This window comes from Vibrio sp. QJM3NY_15, assembly GCF_057785995.1.
This window is the reverse complement of record NZ_CM173517.1, coordinates 640,031-661,733: the sequence shown is the minus strand read 5'-3', so window position 1 is coordinate 661,733 and position 21,703 is coordinate 640,031. Positions and strand designations below refer to the sequence as shown.

Here is a 21,703-nt window from a genome sequence, read left to right as displayed (position 1 = left end):
TGAGTTTATGAATAAGCGGTATCGAAATACCGCTCACTCTTATTATTATTTTGCTTGGTCGATAAGAAGACGAGCCAGTGTACGAACACCCATACCAGTCGCGCCTGCAGCCCACTTATCACTTGATGACTTGCGGTAAGTACCCGCGCAATCCATGTGAATCCAACCTTTTTTGTAGTCATCTACAAAGTAAGAAAGGAACGCAGCAGCGGTACTTGCACCCGGTGTGTAATCACCAGAGCTGATGTTTGAAAGATCAGCAAAGTTTGAAGGCAACATACCACGGTGGAAATCAGCAAGAGGCAATGGCCATAGACCTTCTTTCTCTTGGTTCGCAGCCGTTAGTGCTTGATGAGACAACTCATCATCAAAGCTCAATAATGCGTGGTAGTCGTTACCTAATGCATTTTTAGCCGCGCCTGTTAGCGTTGCACAATCGATGATCAACTCTGGGTTCTGAGCACTTGCGAACATCAGGCCATCAGCTAAAACTAAACGACCTTCCGCATCGGTATTCATGATCTCGACAGTCTTACCATTTTTGTAAGTAATGATGTCGCCAAGCTTCAATGCACGACCAGAGATCATGTTCTCTGCACAACATAGTATAAGCTTAATACGCTTGTTTAGGCCGCGTTCAATCGCTAGACCTAAACCACCGGTAATAGTCGCTGCGCCACCCATGTCAGCCTTCATTGCTGTCATGAATTGACCTGGCTTTATGCTGTAACCGCCGGAGTCGAAAGTGATACCTTTACCCACAAGACAAGCAAACACAGGTGCGTTTTCATCGCCAGTTGGGTTGAAGTCCAGTTGAAGCATTGCTGAAGTACGTTCAGAGCCGCGACCTACCGCGTAGATGCCTTCCCAACCTTCAGTTAGGAGATCTTTGTCTTTAACGATTTTCGCTTTAACAGTGCCTGCTGGTGCCACTGACTTGATGTATTCAGCTGCCATTGTCGCTAATTGACGAGGGGCAACTTCTTCAGCCGTTTTGTTGATGATGTCACGCGTCCAATCTGTCGCGCGGATACGTGCTTCTAATTCAACTTGATCAGCTTCAGCTAGAGCATCCCACTCCAATGCATTCTTTTTCTTTGGTCCACGGTAGCCTTGGTAAAAAGCCCAAACACTTTCTAGATCCCAACCTTCACCGCTAAGTGCAACCAATGCGATACCTTGTCCGTCAAGCGTACGACCAGCACGTTGAACCGCACCTAAATCGTGGCCTTCACCAATGTGAATTGTCGCTCCCGCTTCCGAAAACGATAAGATAGCTCTTGCTCCCCACTGAGGCTGGGCAGCTTCTTGACTTAAAAATACTGACATCTGTGTAGACATGATTTCTCCTTGTCTTTGAACCACGTTGAGTGAGTGATTCTGATTATTTTTTATTAGCGCTCTGATGTTAGCATTATGTAGAAGTAAAATGTCATTTTGATAAAAAAACGGACCATAAGGTCCGCTTTTTTTAGTAAGAATTGTTAACTTGGCTGTGTTTATATTAGATAAATTCCAACCAACGACCAAATTATAGAACAAGAGGGTTAGTCCATCTCATCCATCCAGCATAAAATAATGGCCTCTAGAATTTTCTCATTCGAGTGATTCGGCTCATCATCAAAATCTTCAAGATCTAACACCCATTGATGCAAGTCCGTAAAACGTACGGTTTTAGGATCAGTCTCAGGGTATAAATCACATAGCTCAATCGCAATATCTCGCGAATCAATCCATTTCAAGCTCATAACACTTCCTTATCTTTATCAGCGACGATTTGTCATCTTAATGATTTATATTTTATGCCAGTTTTACTAACACGTTTAGTCGAGCTGAGTTCTTAGTGCTCTTCAGAAGCTAAGTTCAGTGTGTACTTTGGAATTTCAACTACAAGGTCAGTATCAGCTACTTTAGCTTGGCAACCAAGACGAGATTCCATTTCCAGACCCCATGCTTTATCAAGCATGTCGTCTTCTAGGTCATCACTTTCTTCTAATGAGTCGAAACCTTCACGAATCACGACGTGACATGTAGTGCATGCACACGACTTCTCACATGCGTGTTCAATACCAATACCGGCCTTCAATGCAACATCAAGAACCGTCTCACCAGTTTTTGCTTCTAAAACAGCGCCTTCTGGACATAGATCTTCGTGAGGTAAAACAATAATCTTTGGCATGTTTATCTATTCTCTAACTATTAAATATTATCGACTGACTGACCTGACAGTGCAGCTCGAATTGATTTATCCATACGACGAGAAGCAAAGTCTTGGCTCGCTTTGTCGGTATTCTTAATTTCTAGTTCGATGGCATCAGCACTTTCGCCATTACGCACTTCAATCAGTGCTTCAATAGCTTGCAGAAGGTGCTGTTTTTCTTGCTCATCAAGCAGCTCATCGCCATCAGCTTGCATTGCTGCAATAAGGCCTTCGATAACACGATCTGCTTCTACACGTTGTTCAGCTAAAGCACGCGCTTGCATGTCTTCTTTAGCAAACGTCATCGAATCTTTCAGCATATTCGCCACTTCATTATCGCTTAAGCCGTAAGACGGTTTAACCTGAATTTCAGCTTGAACACCAGTGCTCTTCTCCATAGCAGTCACCGATAGCAGGCCATCAGCATCTACTTGGTAAGTCACACGAATATGCGCCGCACCAGCTGCCATTGGCGGAATGCCTTTTAGAGCAAAACGAGCCAATGAACGACAGTCATCAACCATCTCACGTTCACCTTGCACGGTGTGCACTGTCATTGCAGTTTGACCGTCTTTGAACGTGGTAAATTCTTGTGCGCGAGCAACAGGGATCGTGGTATTGCGTGGAATGATCTTTTCGACCAAGCCACCCATAGTCTCGATACCTAAAGAAAGCGGGATAACATCAAGCAGCAGCATTTCAGAGTCAGGCTTGTTGCCGACTAAGATATCCGCTTGGATAGAAGCGCCAATCGCAACCACTTCATCTGGGTTAATGCTGGTTAATGGCGTACGACCAAAAAAGTCACCTACCATTTCACGTACAAGCAATGTACGAGTTGAACCGCCGACCATCACGACTTCTAGAACATCATCCGCGTCAACTTCGGCATCTTTCAATGCACGACGACATGAAAGCAGTGTTTTCTTAACAAGCGGCTTAATGATGTCTTCAAACTCTTCACGAGTTAATGAACCAGCCCAACCCAACACTTCAACATTAACGCTTTCAGCTTCAGATAAGCCAATCTTCGCTTCTGTTGCTGCATCTAGAAGAATACGATTCTGTTCTGCAGTTAGCTCTGATAAGCCCATTTGCTCTTGGAAATGTTCTGCGATCAAGTGGTCAAAGTCGTCTCCACCTAATGCAGAGTCACCACCAGTTGCTAATACTTCAAAGACACCTTTAGACAGGCGTAAGATAGAGATATCAAACGTGCCACCGCCAAGGTCATAAACCGCAATCACCCCTTCTTTACCTGAATCCAAACCATAAGCAATCGCTGCCGCAGTAGGTTCATTAAGAAGACGTAACACGTGAAGACCAGCAAGTTGAGCCGCGTCTTTTGTACCAGCACGCTGTGCATCATCAAAATACGCAGGAACCGTAATCACGGCGCCAGATAATTCACCGCCTAGCGTAGACTCAGCACGTTGGCCAAGCGCTCGTAGAATATCAGCAGAAACCTGGATTGGGTTCTTGTTGCCTTGTTCTGTACGGATCACAGGTAGACCATTATCACTTTCTTCAAACTGATATGGCAGAGACGGGTATCGCTGTTGAATATCCGACAGTGAGCGACCGATTAATCGCTTAACTGAGATAATGGTATTTTTAGGGTCAGTCTGAGCGTTAGCACGAGCTTCATCGCCAGTCGTATAAGATTCTGACTGGTAGTGAACAACGGAAGGTAAAATGCTTCGACCTTGTTGATCAACGAGTGTGCTCGCCTCGCCACTGCGTACTGCAGCAACCAACGAGTTTGTTGTACCTAAATCAATACCCACTGCAAGCTTGTGCTGGTGAGGAGCGGCGCTTTGCCCTGGTTCTGCAATCTGAAGTAGTGCCATGGATGTGTCCTTGTTATACAAACTAGCCGATCAAACGATCTTCAACTAATTCGATTTCATTCTTTAATTTTGCAATAAACTTAAGCTTTCTTACTCGGTCTGCAGCTTCTAGCCAAGCTTCGCTTTCGAGTTCTTGTTGGATAGCACTTAATTGTTGTTTATACATTTTGCTAACCTTGCCTTCAAATGCAAATAGCGCATCTTCAGGATCAGAACTGTCTGCGATATCTTCCAGCTCTTCACGCAGTTCCATTTGCTCCATCAGGAACATCGGATCTTGCATGGTTTGTTGTTCGCCACGAATGTCTTCTCCGTGTTGAACCAACAGGTATTCCGCTCGGCTGATTGGATTCTTCAATACCTGGTACGCATCGTTGATTTGTGCCGCTTTTTGCACGGCTAATAAGCGGTCACGCTCAGAAGCTATCGCAAATTTATCAGGATGGAATTGGCGTTGCAGATCTCTAAACTGAGAAGAAAGAAGGCTACCATCCAGTTGAAACTGAAGTGGTAGCCCAAATAATTCGAAATGATTCATGTAAAGGTGGTCCTAAGTTTAGGCTCTTTGTTCAGAGCCTAATTTTATTCTTCGCTTACAACGCTTAACGATTCAAGCGTTTAAACATTGAAGCTCTCACCACAACCACATTCGCCTTTCGCGTTCGGGTTGTTGAATTCAAAACCTTCGTTTAGGCCTTCTTTTACATAATCAAGCTCAGTACCGTCTAGGTATACTAGGCTCTTTGGATCAATGATGACCTTAACACCTGAGTGCTCAAACACTTCGTCTTCTTCGTTGAGCTCGTCAACGAATTCCAGTACATACGCCATACCCGAACAGCCAGTAGTTTTTACTGCTAAGCGTAACCCGAGACCTTTACCACGGTTATCTAGGAAAGCTTGAACTCGGCTTGCTGCCGTATCTGTCATGGTGATGGCCATACTACAACCTTGTGTTTTATATAAATTGAGAACTCAGGTGGGAGCACAAAGGGTGCTCCCAAATATTACTTATTTTGTCGACGTGATTACGGGATTGAAGCGATTAGTGCTTCTTTTTGTAATCCGCAACAGCTGCTTTGATTGCATCTTCAGCAAGAATTGAACAGTGAACTTTCACTGGTGGCAACTCAAGCTCTTCTGCGATTTCAGAGTTTTTAATAGCAGCTGCTTCATCAATACTTTTACCTTTAACCCACTCTGTAACTAGTGAGCTAGAAGCGATTGCGCTACCGCAACCGTAAGTCTTGAATTTTGCGTCTTCAATAATACCTTCTGCAGATACTTTGATTTGCAGTTTCATTACGTCACCACAAGCCGGTGCGCCAACCATGCCGCTACCTACACTTGGGTCTTCTTTATCAAACGAACCTACGTTACGTGGGTTTTCGTAGTGATCAATTACTTTTTCGCTATATGCCATGATAGTTACCTCGAATCCTCTATTTCCGTGAGATTAGTGATGAGCCCACTCAACAGTGTTCAAATCAATCCCTTCTTTATACATATCCCATAGAGGAGACATGTCGCGTAATTTGTTTACCGCTACACGGATTTGTGCAATCGCGTAGTCGATTTCTTCTTCCGTTGTGAAACGGCCGAATGAGAAACGTACTGAGCTGTGTGCCAGTTCATCGTTTAGACCAAGAGCACGTAGAACGTATGAAGGCTCTAGGCTTGCTGATGTACATGCAGAACCCGATGATACTGCTAGGTCTTTTAGAGACATAAGCAGAGACTCACCTTCAACGAAAGCGAAGCTCACGTTTAGGTTGTGTGGTACACGTTGGTCTAAGTCGCCGTTTACGGTTACGGCTTCTAGATCTTGAACACCTTTCAATAGGCGCTCACGAAGTGCTAGTGCGTGATCGTAATCTTTCTGCATATCTTGTTTAGCAATAGCAAACGCTTCGCCCATACCCACGATTTGGTGAGTAGCAAGAGTACCAGAACGGAAACCACGTTCATGACCGCCACCGTGCATTTGCGCTTCAAGGCGAATACGTGGCTTACGACGAACGTACAAAGCGCCGATGCCTTTAGGGCCGTATGCTTTGTGTGCAGACATAGAGATAAGATCAACTTTCATCTCTTTTACGTCTAGTGGGATTTTACCCGCAGACTGCGCCGCATCAACGTGGAAGATGATCTTGCGTGCACGACATAATTCGCCGATTGCACCGATATCTTGGATTACACCAATCTCGTTGTTTACGTGCATGATAGAAACTAGAACAGTATCTTCACGCATTGCAGCTTGTAGCTTGTCTAGATCGATGATGCCGTTTGCTTCTGGCTCAAGGTATGTAACCTCAAAACCTTCACGCTCTAGTTGGCGACATGGATCAAGAACCGCTTTGTGTTCTGTTTTGCACGTGATTACGTGCTTACCTTTCTTCTCGTAAAAGTGCGCTGCACCTTTGATAGCAAGGTTATCTGACTCTGTAGCTCCTGACGTGAAAACAATCTCACGTGGGTCTGCATTTAGTAGATCGGCAATTTGCTCACGAGCATTATCTACTGATTCTTCTGCCTGCCAGCCATAACGGTGTGAACGAGACGCAGGGTTACCGAAGTTACCATCCATCGTCATACACTGAACCATCTTTTCAGCAACACGTGGATCGACTGGACATGTAGCTGAATAGTCAAAGTAAATAGGCAGTTTCATTTTCTACTCCAATGTAAAAACTGACCGCTAAGAGCGGGCATTAACACCGTGAGGTGCTGCACTAATCGTTGTAGTGCTCGTATTTTTTTGTGCAAAACCATTATTAACCGCAAGATCAATATCTTGACGATCAGAAATCTGTAAAACTTCGTTATCTTTCATTAGCTCACCGAGCGTAATGTCATTTAAGAAGCTGCTAATACGGGAGCTTAAATCACGCCATAAAGTGTGAGTTAAACAACGACTACCACCTTGGCAATCTGCTCTACCGTGACACTTAGTTGCATCGACTGATTCGTCAACTGCAGCAATCACAGTTCCGACAGCGATGTCGCCCGCTTCAGCACCTAGGCGGTAACCACCACCAGGACCACGAACACTAGCAACTAAGCCAGCTTTACGTAACTTAGAAAATAGCTGTTCTAAGTAAGATAACGAAATACCCTGTCGCTCTGAAATGTCAGCCAGAGGAACTGGGCTTTTTTGCGAATGCAGTGCTACATCTAGCATAGCTGTTACCGCATATCTTCCTTTAGATGTAAGTTTCATATCACACCGTATCCACATTGTTTATGTGGTTGGAATTTTCCCATACCCGACTAAATTGGTCAAGTATTTAGTTGACTATTTTAGTCAGGTATTCACCCCTACCTATTGCATGGGCTTTATTTGTCTTTATTACTCTTCTCAATAGAGGTCAAAATACCGCGTAGAGTATTGATCTCTTGCAGTTCTGGACGAGCTCGGCTGAATAGGCGACGTAGCTTGTTCATCACCTGACCAGGCTTGTCCTTAGAGATAAATTGGGTATCGATGATCACTTTTTCAAGGTGTTCGTAGAACATTTCTAGTTCTTCGTGACGAGGATAGTCATCTTGTTGCTGCGGCTGATATTGGCTAGCAACCATATCAAGGTGTGCCACACGAACTTCATAGCTTAGCGTTTGTACCGCCATTGCTAGGTTCAGTGAACTGTATTCAGGGTTCGCAGGGATACACACATGGTAATGACACTTTTGCAGTTCATCATTTGTTAGACCAGTACGTTCACGGCCGAAGACTAATGCTACAGGGTGTTTTTGACCTTCAACTGCAAACTTTTCACCACATTCACGCGGCTCAAGCATTGGCCATTCAAGCGTACGTGAACGCGCACTCGAACCTACCACCAAACCACAGTCTTTTACTGCTTCATCCAGTGTAGAAACAATCGTCGCATTTTCTGCGATGTCACCTGCACCCGCTGCCAGTGCTAAGGTCTGCTCGTCAACTTCACATTGAGGGTCAACAAGAACCAATTGACTCAAACCCATCACTTTCATTGCGCGAGCTGCTGATCCGATATTTCCCGAATGAGACGTACCAACCAGAACGACTTTTACATTGTCTAACATGCTATATGACACCACTTTAAAAATAATCGCGAGATATTAACACATAGCTAAGTAAAATGGTCAGACCCTTCTCGTAATGTGAATTCAAGAGTTCAAAAAACAACCACTTCCCTTTTGCAAAAAATTTGGTATACTCGCCGCCGCTTTAAACTGTTCTTTAACATCTTGTGGGAAAAACCTATGCATCCAATGCTAAACATTGCGATACGCGCTGCGCGTAAAGCTGGCAACCATATTGCTAAATCTCTAGAAACAACTGATAAGATCGAAACGTCTCTAAAAGGTAACAACGATTACGTTACTAACATTGCTCAAGAAGCTGAGTACATGATTATTGAGACAATCAAATCATCTTACCCAGAGCACAGCATTATTTCTGAAGAGTCAGGCCTAACTGAAGGTAAAGACTCTGACGTACAATGGATCGTTGACCCACTAGATGGCACCAACAACTTTGTAAAAGGTTTCCCTCACTTCTCAGTATCTATCGCTGTTCGCATGAACGGTCGTACAGAAGTTGCTTGTGTTTATGATCCAATGCTAAACGAGCTATTCACAGCTCAACGTGGCGCTGGCGCACAACTTAACAACGCTCGTATGCGTGTTACTCAACTTAAAGACCTTCAAGGTACTGTTCTTGCTACTGGTTTCCCGTTCAAGCAAAAACAACACTCTGAATCTTTCATGAAAATCATCACTGGTCTATTCGTTGACTGTGCTGACTTCCGTCGTACTGGTTCTCCAGCTCTTGACCTATGTTACCTAGCGGCTGGCCGTGTTGACGGTTACCTAGAACTAGGCCTTAAGCCATGGGATCTAGCAGCTGGCGATCTAATCGCTCGTGAAGCTGGTGCTATCATGACTGACTTTGCTGGCGGTACTGATTACATGACTTCTGGTAATGTTGTTGCTTCAAGCGCACGTGGTGTTAAGTCTATTCTTAAGCACGTTCGTGAGAACTCTAACGAAGGTATGCTGAAGTAATTCAGACCTTGCGTTAATGCTCTTAATTAAGAGCAAAATATTTTCAAAGCCTCGCGATTGCGGGGCTTTTTTGTATCTGCTCTTCGAGCTACGAGCTACGAGCTACGAGCAGGATGGCGCTTAGTTACATTGAGTGCAACTCACTTCAACGTTAAATTGCATTGAGCTCAACCACAAAATACAGATGTAAAAAAACCGCTAGTTGCCTAGCGGTTTTTTTGGTTTATCGAAACAGTTTAAGCCAAGGCTTAAGGCATCTCGTTAAACTCTTCACCTTCTTTTTCCACTTGTGGTGGCATTAGGTGTTCACGCGTGATACCCAACTTCATAGCTAGTGCTGATGCAACGTAGATAGAAGAGTAAGTACCCACTGTAATACCCAATAGAAGTGCAGTCGCGAAACCGTGAATCATAGCACCACCCTGTACAAACAGAGCGATAACCACGAACAACGTCGTACCAGAAGTAATCAAAGTACGGCTCAATGTTTGTGTGATTGAGCTGTTCAATACTTCAGGCGCTTCGCCTTTACGCATCTTACGGAAGTTCTCACGAATACGGTCAAATACCACTATGGTATCGTTGAGGGAGTAACCGACCACCGTCAGCAAGGCTGCCACGATAGTAAGGTCTACTTCAATTTGCATTAGAGAGAACACACCTAGTGTGATGATAACGTCGTGCGCTAGGGCTAATACAGCACCTGCAGCTAATCGCCATTCAAATCGTACTGATACGTAGATCAAGATACAGATCAGAGAAACTAAGATCGCAAGACCACCAGCTTCTGTTAGTTCATCACCCACGTTTGGACCAACGAACTCGATACGACGCATCTCAACTTGTTCACCAGTACCATCTTTAATCGCAGACAGGATTTGGTTACCAAGCGTTTCGCCCGCAACACCGTCACGTGGACGTAGACGAACCATTACCTCACGCGCAGAACCAAAGTTCTGAACCGTAGCATCACCAAAGCCTTCAGCTTCTAGTGCACTTCGGATATCGGGTAGGTTTGCTGGTTCCTCAAAACCCACTTCAATCAGAGTACCGCCGGTAAAATCTAGACCCCAGTTCAACGATTTCGTTGTTAGGGTGAAGATAGCCGTACCAATCATCAAGATAGAGAATACAAAGGCAACCTTTGACCAACGCATAAAGTCGATCATTTTTTCTGCTTTTAGAATCTGAAACATATTAATTCCTAGCCTTAGATCGACAGTTTCTTAACACGTTTACCGCCATACATCAGGTTCACGATACAACGTGTTCCGATAATAGCTGTAAACATTGAAGTCAAGATACCGATTGATAACGTTACCGCGAAGCCTTTAATCGCACCTGTACCGACAGCAAATAGAATGATTGCTGTTAATAGTGTGGTGATGTTGGCATCGGCGATTGTGCTAAATGCGTTTGCATAACCTTGGTGAATCGCTTGTTGTGGACTGCGTCCATCTCGAAGTTCTTCACGTATACGCTCAAAGATAAGAACGTTGGCATCGACTGCCATTCCGACCGTCAATACGATACCGGCAATACCTGGTAGCGTCATTGTCGCGCCAGGAATCATCGACATCACACCAATAATCAACACCAAGTTAGCCATCAGAGCGACATTCGCAATCAAACCGAAAGTACGGTAGTAAAGCAGTGTAAATAGCATTACTGCAGCCATACCCCAAACCATCGCCATGATACCCATATCGATGTTTTGTTGACCCATAGATGGACCAATCGTACGTTCTTCTACAATCGAGATAGGAGCAATCAATGCACCAGCACGTAGTAGAAGTGCCAAGTTATGAGCTTCAGCCGTTGAGTCGATACCTGTAATACGGAAGTTACGGCCAAGTGCAGATTGAATCGTCGCTTGGTTAATCACTTCTTCGTGCTTACTTAGGATCACTCGGCCTTCAGGTGTTTTACGACCGCTGTCTTTGTACTCTGCAAATACGGTTGCCATTAGCTTACCGATATTTTGACGAGAGAACGTAGACATCTTGCTACCACCTTCGCTATCTAGCGAGATGTTAACTTGTGGGCGACCATATTCATCAACACTTGAGCTTGCATCTGTAATGCTAGAACCGCCTAAGATAACGCGCTTCTTAAGTACTACAGGGCGACCATCACGGTCTTGCTTGATTTCACTACCAGCAGGAGCACGACCAGCAGCTGCAGCGGCCAAATCGGCACTGCTGTCTACTTCACGGAATTCAAGAGTCGCGGTTGCGCCTAAAATTTCTTTAGCACGAGCCGTGTCTTGAACACCTGGCAATTCCACTACGATACGGCTAGCACCTTGGCGTTGAACCAAAGGCTCAGCAACACCAAGTTCGTTAACACGGTTACGTAGAATGGTAATGTTTTGCTCTACCGCGTAGTTGCGGATTTCTTGAAGGCGAGTTTCAGTGAAGTTAGCAATCAAAGAGAAACGACCGTTAGATTCTGAATCTACGAACGTCATATCTTGGTGCTTAGATTGCAGTAGCGATTTCGCTTCAGCAAGCTGTTCTTCGTTACGCAGAATCACTTCCACGGCATCTTTACCCGATGGGCGAATAGCACGGTAACGGATTTTTTCTTCACGAAGTTCGCTACGGAACGCTTCTTCTTGTTGGCCAACGAGCTTTTCCATTGCAGCGTCCATATCCACTTCCATTAAGAAGTGAACACCACCACGCAGGTCAAGACCCAGTTTCATTGGTGCAGCACCAATGGACTCGAGCCAATCAGGAGTTGAAGCAGCTAGGTTTAAAGCAACGATAACGTCATCGCCTAGTGCTTCTGTGATGATATCACGGGCACTGATTTGCGTATCTGTATCGTTAAAGCGAACAAGAATGGAACCGTTCTCTAGAGCAACGGATTTAGTAGAAAGGCTCTTTGCTTCAAGAGCGTCGGTGACAGCATCCAGCGTAGACAGATCTACAGAGGCGCCGCGCGCCCCTGTAACTTGAACTGCCGGATCTTCACCGTATATATTTGGAAGTGCGTACAACGCAGCGATAGCGATGGCAAACATCACCATCAAATACTTCCATAACGGATAACGGTTTAGCACAGCGAGGATCCTCTAGCTGTTTATAGAGATTTCAGAGTACCTTTTGGTAGCACTGCTGTAACGAAGTCTTTCTTGATAACAACTTCGTTGTTTGCGTTCAGTTCGATAGCAACGTAGTCGCTGTCTTCTGCAATCTTAGTAATCTTACCAATCAGACCGCCGCTCGTTAGAACTTCATCGCCTTTGCCCATAGAAGACATAAGGTTCTTATGCTCTTTTACGCGCTTAGCTTGTGGACGGTAGATCATGAAGTAGAAGATCACAGCGAACATACCTAGCATGATAAGCATTTCGAAACCGCCGCCTGCTGGTGCACCTTCTGCGGCTGCGTGAGCTTGAGAAATAAACATTAAAAACATCCTCTATTATATTTTAGTAATTGTTTGTCTAATTGGGTTGCATCCCTTTATTTTCAAGCCCCATCACTCGGAAGAGAGATAGGGCTCGCAAAAAAGAAATACTAAGATTCTTTACCTAGTGGTGGCACTTCACGCCCCATTCTTGCGTAGAACTCAGCAACGAACTCTTCAAAACGGTCTTCATCAATAGATTGACGAATGTCTGACATGATTCGTTGGTAGAAACGCAGGTTATGGATAGTGTTTAGTCTTGCACCTAGGATTTCATTACAGCGATCCAAATGATGTAAGTAAGACTTACTGTAGTTCTTACAAGTGTAACAGTCACAATCTGAATCTAGTGGTGTTGTATCGGTTTTATGCTTCGCATTACGGATCTTGATCACACCTTCAGTCACAAACAAGTGGCCGTTACGTGCATTTCGTGTTGGCATAACACAGTCAAACATGTCGATACCACGACGAACACCTTCAACTAAGTCTTCAGGTTTGCCTACGCCCATCAGGTAACGTGGCTTATCTTCAGGCAGTTGAGGACATGTGTGCTCAAGAATACGGTGCATGTCTTCTTTTGGTTCGCCTACTGCTAGGCCGCCAACAGCGTAACCATCAAAACCAATTTCTGTTAGGCCTTTAACTGATACATCACGAAGGTCTTCGTATACGCCACCTTGAACGATACCGAACAGTGAGTTCGGGTTTTCTTGCTTATCAAAGTGATTGCGTGAACGCTGAGCCCAACGAAGAGACATCTCCATTGAGTCTTTAGCTTCTTTATGCGTCGCAGGATAAGGCGTACATTCGTCAAAGATCATTACGATGTCTGAACCTAGATCCTTTTGGATTTCCATCGACTTTTCAGCGTCCATGAAGATCTTGTCACCGTTTACAGGGTTGCGGAAGTGAACACCCTCTTCAGTAATTTTACGCGTAGCACCTAGGCTGAATACTTGGAAACCGCCTGAATCAGTCAGAATCGGGCCTTTCCAGTTCATGAAATCGTGCAAGTCACCGTGCAGTTTCATGATTTCTTGACCAGGGCGTAACCATAGGTGGAACGTATTACCTAGTAGGATTTCAGCACCGGTGTCTTTCACTTCTTCAGGAGTCATACCTTTAACCGTACCGTAAGTACCTACTGGCATGAATGCTGGTGTTTCAACGCTACCACGTTCAAACTGAAGTTGACCACGACGTGCGCCGCTGTTTGTTTTTTTAAGTTCGTATTTTAATTTCACGAAGCCTCCAATATGCCAGAGAAACAATCTGACTGATAATTCAGAACCTGAAGCTAAACATAAGTTCAATCTAGCGAGTTCTATGAGGAGCGGTCGCATATTCCTTGCGAGAGATTAGACAGTGACCTGCCCGACTCCTAGCCTACTGCTAGCACCCGTAAATATTTTGTATCCATTGGTGAGTCTATTAGCTCACCAAGCTTTAAGCTCTAAGATCAAAGCTTTAAATTATGCTGTTTTCTTATTGATGAACATGGCATCGCCGTAGCTGAAGAAACGATATTCGCTCTTCACTGCGTGATCGTATGCGCCCATCACATTGTCATAACCAGCAAATGCACTCACCAACATAATCAATGTTGATTCTGGTAAGTGGAAATTGGTAATCAAGCAATCCACTAACTGATATTCATAGCCAGGGAAGATGAAGATTTCTGTATCACCAAAGAAAGGAACAAGCTCAGTGCCTTTTTTCAGTGCATCTTGCGCTGCACTTTCTAGTGAGCGTACTGATGTTGTACCAACGGCAATGATACGTCCGCCACGTGCTTTTGCAGCAGCTACGGCGTCAACCACTTCTTGCGGTACTTCAACGTACTCTGCATGCATGTGGTGATCATTGATGTTGTCTACTTTAACGGGCTGGAATGTGCCAGCACCAACGTGAAGTGTCACGTAAGCAAACTCAACACCTTTTTCTTTCATGCCAGCCATTAACTTGTCATCAAAATGAAGGCCAGCTGTTGGCGCAGCAACTGCACCCGGCTTTTCATTATAGACAGTCTGGTAGCGCTCTTTATCGGCGTCTTCATCTGGACGATCGATATAAGGCGGTAATGGCATGTGACCGACGTTGTTTAAAATATCTAAAACGCTTTGATCGGATGTGAAATGGATTTCAAATAACGCATCATGACGCGCCACCATTTCAGCTTCATATTCATCGTTCTCACCAAGGAACAACTTAGTGCCCGGCTTTGGTGATTTAGAACAACGAACATGCGCCAGAATGCTTTTCTCATCTAACATACGCTCAACAAGCACTTCAAGCTTACCGCCTGATGCCTTGCGACCGAATACGCGAGCAGGAATAACACGAGTGTTATTGAAAACGACAAGATCACCTGGTTCAACCAAGTCTAAAACGTCTTTAAACGAACCATCAGCTAGGTTGCCATTATTACCGTCTAATTTAAGTAGTCGGCTTGCTGTACGCTCTTCTTGAGGGTAGCGAGCAATAAGTTCATCTGGTAGGTCAAAGTGAAAATCTGAAACTTGCATGTGTCTAATCTTGTCTTAGTTGATGAGGTTTGTATCGTTGACGAATCATAAATCGCTGCCGCTAATACACCGTTACCGTAAGGAAATAGCTACCGTAAACAGATCGCAGGCGCGACTAAAAATTTCGCAGTGGGCTAGTATAGGCACACGAGCCGCAATAGCAAGGTTTACAGCAATGGATTATTGTAAAGAGGCGTAAAAGAATGCTACCGATTAACCTCTTAAATTTCGAGAATTAGTTGCATAAAACTCCCCCAAAAATGCGTCAGCTCTCAGTTATTTTTCGGATAAAAAACTATAGTAATAGCAACAAATTAAAAAATAAGGAGGTTCGTATGATCAAGGTTGAAGATATGATGACTCGCAACCCTCATACTCTATTGCGCTCACATTCACTGGCCGATGCAAAGCACATGATGGAAGCGCTTGATATCCGCCATATTCCGGTCGTTGATGCCGACAGAAAACTACTCGGTGTCGTCACACAGCGAGACGTTCTAGCCGCTCAAGAATCCAGTCTACAAAATATCCCACAAGCTCAATCTTTTACTCTTGCTACTCCCCTCAACGACATCATGCATAAAAGTGTTATGTCGGTTGAACCACGTGCAGGGTTAAAAGAGTCGGCTATCTATATGCAGAAACACAAAGTGGGCTGTTTACCTGTCGTAGAAAACTACGAATTAGTAGGGATAATTACTGACAGTGATTTCGTCACGATAGCGATTAACTTATTAGAGCTACAAGAGGAAGTAGAACCGGAAGAAGTAGAAGGTTAATCAAGGTTGTTTTACCCGCTCCCCCCTAGAGCCTTTCAATCCAAGGCTCTTTACATGCCCCAACTCTCACATATTCACTGTGAAACTCACTACAGCCCTCATTTCTTCTTAGAGACCAGTTCCAAAGTTCAAGCCTCTCAATAAACCGACCTCACTTATTGTTCTTATATATGAGAATGTAAGGCTCTAATTAGATTTATTGATATATCTATCGTTTGGATAGTGTGAAAATTTGTTAACAATAAAAACAAACTGCCTTTCTGGGAATGATACTTATGAGTTTAAAGAAATTGCTGTCCTTGGGTTTTGGCGTAATTCTTGCGCTAATTTTGGTTATTTCAATCGTTGCTTCATTGCGCTTTTATCAATCGAGTGATGGGTTTAATACCTATCGTTCCCTAGCATTAACAAGCGTATCCACAGGGCGAATCCAAGCCAACATATTGGAAGCTCGTTTATCTGCATTAAAATATATAAAGAACCCTGTTGCATCGCATGCTTCAGAACTGGACAAGCGCATCACTACATCAATTCAATTGATCGACGAAGTGTTAGACGCTCATCTTGACGACCTCCATAAAAATGAGTTTTTAGCGATAGAAAAGCAACTTAAGCAGTACAACCAAGGGTTTAGTCAGGTTGTTCAACTGGTCAATACTAGAAACAACTTAGTGAAAGAGAGCTTAGATCCATCAGGTTTAAAGATGCGACAAGCAGTGACTAACTTGATGACACAAGCTTCTGCTGAAGAGGATTTAGAAGTTGCTGTTAGTTCAGGACAACTTCAACAACACGTGTTGCTATCAAGGTTGTATGCTTCTAAATTTCTCACCAGTAACAAAACAGAAGATGCTCAGCGAGCAGAAAAAGAATTTGCATCCGCAGCGTTGCTTGTAGAAACAATAGAATCTCAACTAATGTCGAACGAGCAAATTCGATACTTAGCTGATTTTAATAATGCCTTTAAAACCTACCGAGTCACTTTTTCAGAAGTTGTTAACACGATAAAGGAACGAAACCGCATAGTTTCTGACACTCTTGATGTTGCTGGTAGCAATGCGGCGAAAACAATTGAAGAAATAAAGCTATCGACCAAGTCAAAGCAAGACTCTGTCGGACCAAACATGGTTGAACGATTTTCAAATGCTCAATTTATCTTAGGCGCACTTTCAATCATTGTTATTGCTATCGCCCTTGGTATTGCAATCTCAATTTACCGAAGTGTATGGAAAGTGGTAGGGGGTGAGCCTAGCGAAATTCAATCAATTGTCGAAGAAGTTGCTTCAGGCGATCTTTCAAAACAGATTCCAGTAACAGGGAAAGAAACGGGTATATACGCCAACATTTTAGAAATGCGCCAAGAACTACGTCGCATCATCGATGGATTCCACCAAATTTCAGACAATGTTTCAGCAGCTTCAGTTGAGTTAACAGCCGTAATGAGCCAAACCGAGGGGAACGCTCAACAAGAACTGAGTCAAATGGAACAAATAGCAACAGCCATCAATGAGCTTTCTAGCACTGCGAATGAAGTCAGCCACAACGCTGCTAGTGCTGAGAACGCAGCAACTGGTGCAACTTCCAACGTCAAAGAGGGAGGAGTTTCACTCGATGCATCTGATGATATCTCTCGCAAGGTTGAAGACTCAATCGAAGAAACATCAAACATCGTCAATCAACTGCAAGAGTACTCGGTAGAGATCGGGACTGTTATTGAAGTGATCAACTCGATTTCCGAACAGACGAATTTGCTTGCGTTAAATGCGGCAATTGAAGCAGCACGAGCTGGTGAGCAAGGGCGTGGGTTTGCTGTCGTTGCTGATGAAGTTCGCTCTCTGGCGGCTAAAACACAACAATCAACTGTCGATATTCAAGAGATAATCTCTCGACTTCAAGCGCAAGCGAAAGATGCCAATCAATTCATGCAATCTAACCTATCGCTAGCCGTAGAGTCGCGTCATTACAGCGAACAGCTAAGAACTGCATTTGCATCAATCACTGAATCCGTTGGCCTGATTTCAGATATGAATACACAAGTAGCGACAGCATCTGAAGAGCAATCAGGAGTCACACAGGATATTTCACAAAATGTATCTTTGACCTTTGATATCGTTCACCAGAATGTATCAGGCATTGAGCAGAGCAAACAGGCAAGTGAAGAACTCTCTTCATTAGCCGTTAAGCAAAAAGACTTACTGAGTTTTTTCAAAATCTAATGCTATAGATAACTTTCCAACGCCACAGTTTGTGGCGTTTTTTATTTCACATATAAGATAAAGCATAAAAAGCCTCATAAAACTATGAGGCTCACGTTAGATTATCTTAAAAGGATAAGCGGTCCAGTGCCTCCTCCGCCGCATGTCTCTGCATTTCGTGAGTAGTATCGGTGCTTAATAATAAGCTCGATATCATCCAAACCTTCAAGGTCTACTATCTCACCGTATCGGTCACCCAACTTCACTGACAACCTCCAACCTGAAGCCGCGACACTTCTCTCTTTAAAGGCATAGGTTGGATTCAACAACGCTGATTGACTCTCTTCGTCTGTCATGATGTTGGCCTTCATTTGCTGACGATAGCTATCTTTTGCGAAGAAGTTACCATTCGACACATCCCAGAAACGCGTTGAGTACGACACCAGTTCATCTTTGATGCCCGTTTCATCATCGGTTAACGACCCCGGGATACGACTGCGCATGTAGTTGTTGCCCCCGTATGTCAAGTAAGCAGGGGTAATCTCTTCACCAGAGATGTCCATACTCACCTGCAAGTTAATACCAATGCCATCCAACTTATCCAAATAAGTGCCGGCATCCGCTAAACAAGTTAGGTCACCATTGTCTGCAACGACTGGTCCTTGGAAGAAGTTCGAGCGTGGTAGCTCTTTCACGGTACTGAACTCTACCGTTAACCATTGGTCTTGGCCGATACGTTGAGTCAGTTGGGCTAATTTGGCTTTAAACGCTTCATCCGCTGTCAACATATCACCGCTGCCATCCAAAGCCGGGTACCACATCGTTTTGCCTCGAAGCTTATCCACATAACCGAAGATGTGCTTTTTAACAGACAGAGTATCCGTCGCCTCTTGGCTGCTTCTTAGATTACGAATGTCATCAAAACGCTGTAATTCCTTAAAGTATTCAATCAGCTGTGGGATATTTTGAATTTTAAACACCGACGCGCGATTAAACCCTTGCTCTGGGGCGATAAAGGCTTCTTGCCACTTGTACTCTAGCGCTTGAACGGCATAAAACATCCACTCTTGCAGCTCTGCAAAGGCCAACTCGGCGTTCAATGCTTCTTTTGTCAGTACGCTATAATGCACTGGGTTAGCATAGTAACGGTCTGCCTGTTGTTGCTGATTTTCGCCCAGCTGCGCAATCAGTCGCTCGGCTTCCGCACTGAACCCTGCTAACCTTTCAACTTCATAAGCCAGGTAGCTCATCGACTTCGCAATGTCCACTTCTGCCGCTTTTAGCTCTAACATGAGCGCTTTGATGCGCGCCTTAGAATTCACGTCAAGTAACCCGCGCTCAAGGCCTCGGATAGTTGCACGCTCTAACACCGCCAAGATTTGTGTGTACTTGATAGCGTCATCACGCGGCACGTCTTTCAGGTCCTCTTTTAAGCTGGCCAGCGCTGCTTGCACCAATGACAAATCTACGTTGCCCGTTTCGTTAACAAAGTTATCCAGAGTATCTAAATCTTCCTGTTTCAATAACTCATTAATATCAACAGTGACTTTGCTTGACGATGAACCATCGCGCTCCGCATCTCGTTTCGCTTCAAGCAACTGACTCAACGACAACTCATTCTGACCAAACTGCACCATGATTTTATCAATCGCATCATGAATTTGCTTCTCTTGCTCAAGGCGCTCCATCTCAATGGTGATATTGCCTGTGATGGTCTGCCGTGCTTTCTGTGCTCGCTCAACGCCCAGCTTCGCCGCTTTAATGCTTTGTTGCTGTTGGGCAATTAAGCTACCTTTCCTCTGCGCTTCTGTCTGGCTCGCACACAGGTTGTCGCCTTGTCCCACAGTACAACCCAGCACTTTAAACAGCTGGTTATTCAGCGCTTGCTGCTCGTTGGTGAAGGTCTGTCTGAACTGGTCACGTTGGTAACGGTAGTTCGCTGTCGCGTTTTTCGCCTCTTGCAGCGCTTTTTCTGCCGATGGTACGACGTCATACGCGCTGCCTTTGAGTAACATTTTAATCGCATCAAACGAGTCATAAACGGTGTGGTCTTTGTCTTTATACCCTTGCAGGAACAGGACAAAATCATCCGGAAGCCCTAGGTAGTTACCCTCGCCTTTTAACCACTGAATCACCGAGCCCAGTTTCATCGCAAGGCTATTCAGCTTCGCCTGCTCTGCTACCAGCATTGCGCTCACTTGCGCATCGCTGCCTAATAACAGCTCAAGCTGCGTGGCTTTCAATGTCACACTGTTGAGCAGAGTTTGCGCCTCTACCGCTAACGCTTGCATTGTATCGGTATTCGCGTACACCGCTTTGAGCTTACTCAGGTGTACTTGCTGCTCTAGTAGGGTGCTCATCATTTGATACACCAGCAGAGCATCCTTGTACCCCACCACCAAGGCTTCGTCTTCATAAATAGGGATGTATAACCCTTGAGCATTGAGATATCGCGCACTGTGTAAATCACGCTGCGGTAACTGTGCCGCATACGCTTGTGGGTGATTGTCGATAAGCGACCAATATTCATTCAGGCTACGCTCTAAAATATCAACGGCGTTCTGGCGATGCTGTTCAAGAATAACCGCTGAAAACGTATCATCACTTATCCAATAAATTCTGGCTTGGTCAATCGAACGATTAGCTAAAATAAATTCGGCAGCCGCGCGGTCGTAGTAGATATCAAGTAGTATCTCTTTAAGGTAAGTTAAATCAGGCTGCAGTGCTGCAAAGCCTTCCACCACCTCAAGGGTATTGTCGGCTGTCGATTTGTCTTCACTGGCCCATAGCTTCGAAAAATCTTGGCTCAGCCCCTCAAAGCTCATCGCAGACACAATCTCGCCTAATTCTGGATCTAAGGCAAACATGCTATCCAGGTATCGAAATGCAGCTGACTGTTGTTGTTCAGTGTCATTAGAATAACGCGGATACAAGGTTGCCATTGTTTCTTCAATAGGTGAGTGGCGTAGCGGTGAAACCACACAACGACCGTTGTTAAGGCTACCTCTAGAACAAAATTGTTCGACGGGTTGTGTCATTCTTTTTTCACAAATAGCTCTTTTCTTACTCTTAAAACGGTATCCAGAAGGGCAAGCTGGAACCCTGTTCGTACACCTAGTATTAGGAAATCTACCACCTCCCCACATTCCTCCAGGGCACTCAGATCCCGCTCGTGTAGACAATATTTTAGTACAACTTTGCTTATTAGAGTTCATGCTATAATCCGCATCATAACACCTTAAAGATGCGGCTTTTAAACAACTCATGCCTTGTTTATCAAACCCAGACGGACAAGTATGGTAAACAAACTCCTCACCAAATGGATAAGGTGCATTATTATTGGCGGCCTGAGCCCCCCCTGATGGTATTATTAAGAGCGTAAAAAGCCCTACCAAACTGCGTTTAATATAATTCATAATTATTCTTTTATTTATTGATTATTGATTATTGATTATTGATTATTGGAACAATAAAGACAAAACCACGACTCTGACATATCTTAAACTTATCTTATGTATATCCTCCCCTGTCCATCCCCCTACAAAAACATCACTAAAAAACCTGTCAAATAACAAAAAACTCAATACAAAAAGCCCCTTTTAAATAACAAGAAACACAATAACAAAAACAAGTTTCATATTAATTATGGATATTACACCACAACGAATATACAATCATTATGTTT

General features: G+C 44.3%; 19 protein-coding genes. 3 read left to right on the top strand and 16 right to left on the bottom strand.

The window, feature by feature from the left end; genetic code table 11:
- Nucleotides 1–45: 45 nt before the first annotated feature.
- From pepB to trmJ, 10 genes are all read right to left on the bottom strand, one after another.
- A complete protein-coding gene (pepB, locus tag AC3CKG_RS02860; protein ID WP_017098071.1) occupies nucleotides 46–1,341 on the bottom strand; it encodes an aminopeptidase PepB in 1,296 nt (431 codons plus the stop codon).
- A 206-nt stretch (nucleotides 1,342–1,547) separates the two neighbouring features.
- Complete coding sequence (iscX, locus tag AC3CKG_RS02855; protein WP_017098072.1) at nucleotides 1,548–1,748, bottom strand: Fe-S cluster assembly protein IscX; 201 nt, start codon at nucleotides 1,746–1,748, stop codon at nucleotides 1,548–1,550.
- A 92-nt stretch (nucleotides 1,749–1,840) separates the two neighbouring features.
- Nucleotides 1,841–2,179 carry an ISC system 2Fe-2S type ferredoxin gene (gene fdx / locus AC3CKG_RS02850; protein ID WP_004735098.1) on the bottom strand — a complete coding sequence of 113 codons (339 nt, stop codon included), beginning with the start codon at nucleotides 2,177–2,179 and terminating at the stop codon, nucleotides 1,841–1,843.
- A gap of 20 nt (nucleotides 2,180–2,199) precedes the next feature.
- Nucleotides 2,200–4,050: a Fe-S protein assembly chaperone HscA gene (gene hscA / locus AC3CKG_RS02845; protein ID WP_102279640.1), complete on the bottom strand. Its 1,851-nt coding sequence runs from the start codon at nucleotides 4,048–4,050 to the stop codon at nucleotides 2,200–2,202.
- Between the two features lie 22 nt (nucleotides 4,051–4,072).
- Nucleotides 4,073–4,588 (bottom strand): co-chaperone HscB, encoded by a 516-nt coding sequence (gene hscB, locus AC3CKG_RS02840; RefSeq protein WP_009848288.1) that lies wholly within the window; start codon nucleotides 4,586–4,588, stop codon nucleotides 4,073–4,075.
- Nucleotides 4,589–4,668: 80 nt separating this feature from the next.
- Nucleotides 4,669–4,992: an iron-sulfur cluster assembly protein IscA gene (gene iscA, locus AC3CKG_RS02835; protein WP_004735095.1), complete on the bottom strand. Its 324-nt coding sequence runs from the start codon at nucleotides 4,990–4,992 to the stop codon at nucleotides 4,669–4,671.
- A 103-nt stretch (nucleotides 4,993–5,095) separates the two neighbouring features.
- Nucleotides 5,096–5,473, bottom strand: coding sequence for a Fe-S cluster assembly scaffold IscU (iscU, locus tag AC3CKG_RS02830; RefSeq protein ID WP_004735094.1), 378 nt, complete (start codon nucleotides 5,471–5,473; stop codon nucleotides 5,096–5,098).
- A 33-nt stretch (nucleotides 5,474–5,506) separates the two neighbouring features.
- Nucleotides 5,507–6,721: an IscS subfamily cysteine desulfurase gene (locus AC3CKG_RS02825; protein WP_009848287.1), complete on the bottom strand. Its 1,215-nt coding sequence runs from the start codon at nucleotides 6,719–6,721 to the stop codon at nucleotides 5,507–5,509.
- 27 nt (nucleotides 6,722–6,748) lie between these two features.
- Entirely contained in the window at nucleotides 6,749–7,270 is a 522-nt protein-coding gene (gene iscR, locus AC3CKG_RS02820; RefSeq protein ID WP_017110474.1) for a Fe-S cluster assembly transcriptional regulator IscR, read from the bottom strand.
- Between the two features lie 116 nt (nucleotides 7,271–7,386).
- A complete protein-coding gene (gene trmJ, locus AC3CKG_RS02815) occupies nucleotides 7,387–8,115 on the bottom strand; it encodes a tRNA (cytosine(32)/uridine(32)-2'-O)-methyltransferase TrmJ (RefSeq protein WP_017110475.1) in 729 nt (242 codons plus the stop codon).
- Between the two features lie 180 nt (nucleotides 8,116–8,295).
- On the opposite strand from trmJ, the gene suhB reads away from it, so the two are divergent.
- Nucleotides 8,296–9,099 (top strand): inositol-1-monophosphatase, encoded by an 804-nt coding sequence (suhB, locus tag AC3CKG_RS02810; RefSeq protein ID WP_065105027.1) that lies wholly within the window; start codon nucleotides 8,296–8,298, stop codon nucleotides 9,097–9,099.
- Between the two features lie 248 nt (nucleotides 9,100–9,347).
- On the opposite strand, the gene secF is transcribed toward suhB, so the two are convergent.
- The 5 genes from secF to queA form a co-directional block, all read right to left on the bottom strand.
- Entirely contained in the window at nucleotides 9,348–10,295 is a 948-nt protein-coding gene (secF, locus tag AC3CKG_RS02805) for a protein translocase subunit SecF (protein ID WP_017106487.1), read from the bottom strand.
- 14 nt (nucleotides 10,296–10,309) lie between these two features.
- Complete coding sequence (gene secD, locus AC3CKG_RS02800) at nucleotides 10,310–12,166, bottom strand: protein translocase subunit SecD (RefSeq protein ID WP_017106488.1); 1,857 nt, start codon at nucleotides 12,164–12,166, stop codon at nucleotides 10,310–10,312.
- A gap of 20 nt (nucleotides 12,167–12,186) precedes the next feature.
- Nucleotides 12,187–12,516, bottom strand: a complete 330-nt coding sequence (gene yajC / locus AC3CKG_RS02795; protein WP_010440492.1) for a preprotein translocase subunit YajC — start codon at nucleotides 12,514–12,516, stop codon at nucleotides 12,187–12,189.
- A 110-nt stretch (nucleotides 12,517–12,626) separates the two neighbouring features.
- On the bottom strand, nucleotides 12,627–13,763 hold the full coding sequence (tgt, locus tag AC3CKG_RS02790; protein WP_004735086.1) for a tRNA guanosine(34) transglycosylase Tgt: 1,137 nt from the start codon (nucleotides 13,761–13,763) through the stop codon (nucleotides 12,627–12,629).
- Nucleotides 13,764–13,991: 228 nt separating this feature from the next.
- Nucleotides 13,992–15,044, bottom strand: a complete 1,053-nt coding sequence (queA, locus tag AC3CKG_RS02785; RefSeq protein ID WP_065105028.1) for a tRNA preQ1(34) S-adenosylmethionine ribosyltransferase-isomerase QueA — start codon at nucleotides 15,042–15,044, stop codon at nucleotides 13,992–13,994.
- A 335-nt stretch (nucleotides 15,045–15,379) separates the two neighbouring features.
- Here queA and AC3CKG_RS02780 point away from each other — a divergent pair, with 335 nt between their 5' ends.
- Both AC3CKG_RS02780 and AC3CKG_RS02775 read left to right on the top strand, forming a co-directional pair.
- Entirely contained in the window at nucleotides 15,380–15,823 is a 444-nt protein-coding gene (locus tag AC3CKG_RS02780; protein ID WP_065113438.1) for a CBS domain-containing protein, read from the top strand.
- Nucleotides 15,824–16,098: 275 nt separating this feature from the next.
- Nucleotides 16,099–18,039 carry a HAMP domain-containing methyl-accepting chemotaxis protein gene (locus AC3CKG_RS02775; RefSeq protein ID WP_488528782.1) on the top strand — a complete coding sequence of 647 codons (1,941 nt, stop codon included), beginning with the start codon at nucleotides 16,099–16,101 and terminating at the stop codon, nucleotides 18,037–18,039.
- A gap of 101 nt (nucleotides 18,040–18,140) precedes the next feature.
- Here AC3CKG_RS02775 and AC3CKG_RS02770 read toward each other — a convergent pair whose 3' ends face one another.
- Nucleotides 18,141–20,960: a hypothetical protein gene (locus tag AC3CKG_RS02770; protein WP_488529220.1), complete on the bottom strand. Its 2,820-nt coding sequence runs from the start codon at nucleotides 20,958–20,960 to the stop codon at nucleotides 18,141–18,143.
- Nucleotides 20,961–21,703: the final 743 nt, after the last annotated feature.

Bases quoted from the DNA above. Each gene is read 5' to 3' on its own strand.
- pepB (WP_017098071.1), bottom strand. From the start codon at position 1,341: ATGTCTACACAGATGTCAGTATTTTTAAGTCAAGAAGCTGCCCAGCCT.
- iscX (WP_017098072.1), bottom strand. From the start codon at position 1,748: ATGAGCTTGAAATGGATTGATTCGCGAGATATTGCGATTGAGCTATGT.
- fdx (WP_004735098.1), bottom strand. From the start codon at position 2,179: ATGCCAAAGATTATTGTTTTACCTCACGAAGATCTATGTCCAGAAGGC.
- hscA (WP_102279640.1), bottom strand. From the start codon at position 4,050: ATGGCACTACTTCAGATTGCAGAACCAGGGCAAAGCGCCGCTCCTCAC.
- hscB (WP_009848288.1), bottom strand. From the start codon at position 4,588: ATGAATCATTTCGAATTATTTGGGCTACCACTTCAGTTTCAACTGGAT.
- iscA (WP_004735095.1), bottom strand. From the start codon at position 4,992: ATGGCCATCACCATGACAGATACGGCAGCAAGCCGAGTTCAAGCTTTC.
- iscU (WP_004735094.1), bottom strand. From the start codon at position 5,473: ATGGCATATAGCGAAAAAGTAATTGATCACTACGAAAACCCACGTAAC.
- AC3CKG_RS02825 (WP_009848287.1), bottom strand. From the start codon at position 6,721: ATGAAACTGCCTATTTACTTTGACTATTCAGCTACATGTCCAGTCGAT.
- iscR (WP_017110474.1), bottom strand. From the start codon at position 7,270: ATGAAACTTACATCTAAAGGAAGATATGCGGTAACAGCTATGCTAGAT.
- trmJ (WP_017110475.1), bottom strand. From the start codon at position 8,115: ATGTTAGACAATGTAAAAGTCGTTCTGGTTGGTACGTCTCATTCGGGA.
- suhB (WP_065105027.1), top strand. From the start codon at position 8,296: ATGCATCCAATGCTAAACATTGCGATACGCGCTGCGCGTAAAGCTGGC.
- secF (WP_017106487.1), bottom strand. From the start codon at position 10,295: ATGTTTCAGATTCTAAAAGCAGAAAAAATGATCGACTTTATGCGTTGG.
- yajC (WP_010440492.1), bottom strand. From the start codon at position 12,516: ATGTTTATTTCTCAAGCTCACGCAGCCGCAGAAGGTGCACCAGCAGGC.
- queA (WP_065105028.1), bottom strand. From the start codon at position 15,044: ATGCAAGTTTCAGATTTTCACTTTGACCTACCAGATGAACTTATTGCT.
- AC3CKG_RS02780 (WP_065113438.1), top strand. From the start codon at position 15,380: ATGATCAAGGTTGAAGATATGATGACTCGCAACCCTCATACTCTATTG.
- AC3CKG_RS02775 (WP_488528782.1), top strand. From the start codon at position 16,099: ATGAGTTTAAAGAAATTGCTGTCCTTGGGTTTTGGCGTAATTCTTGCG.
- AC3CKG_RS02770 (WP_488529220.1), bottom strand. From the start codon at position 20,960: ATGGCAACCTTGTATCCGCGTTATTCTAATGACACTGAACAACAACAG.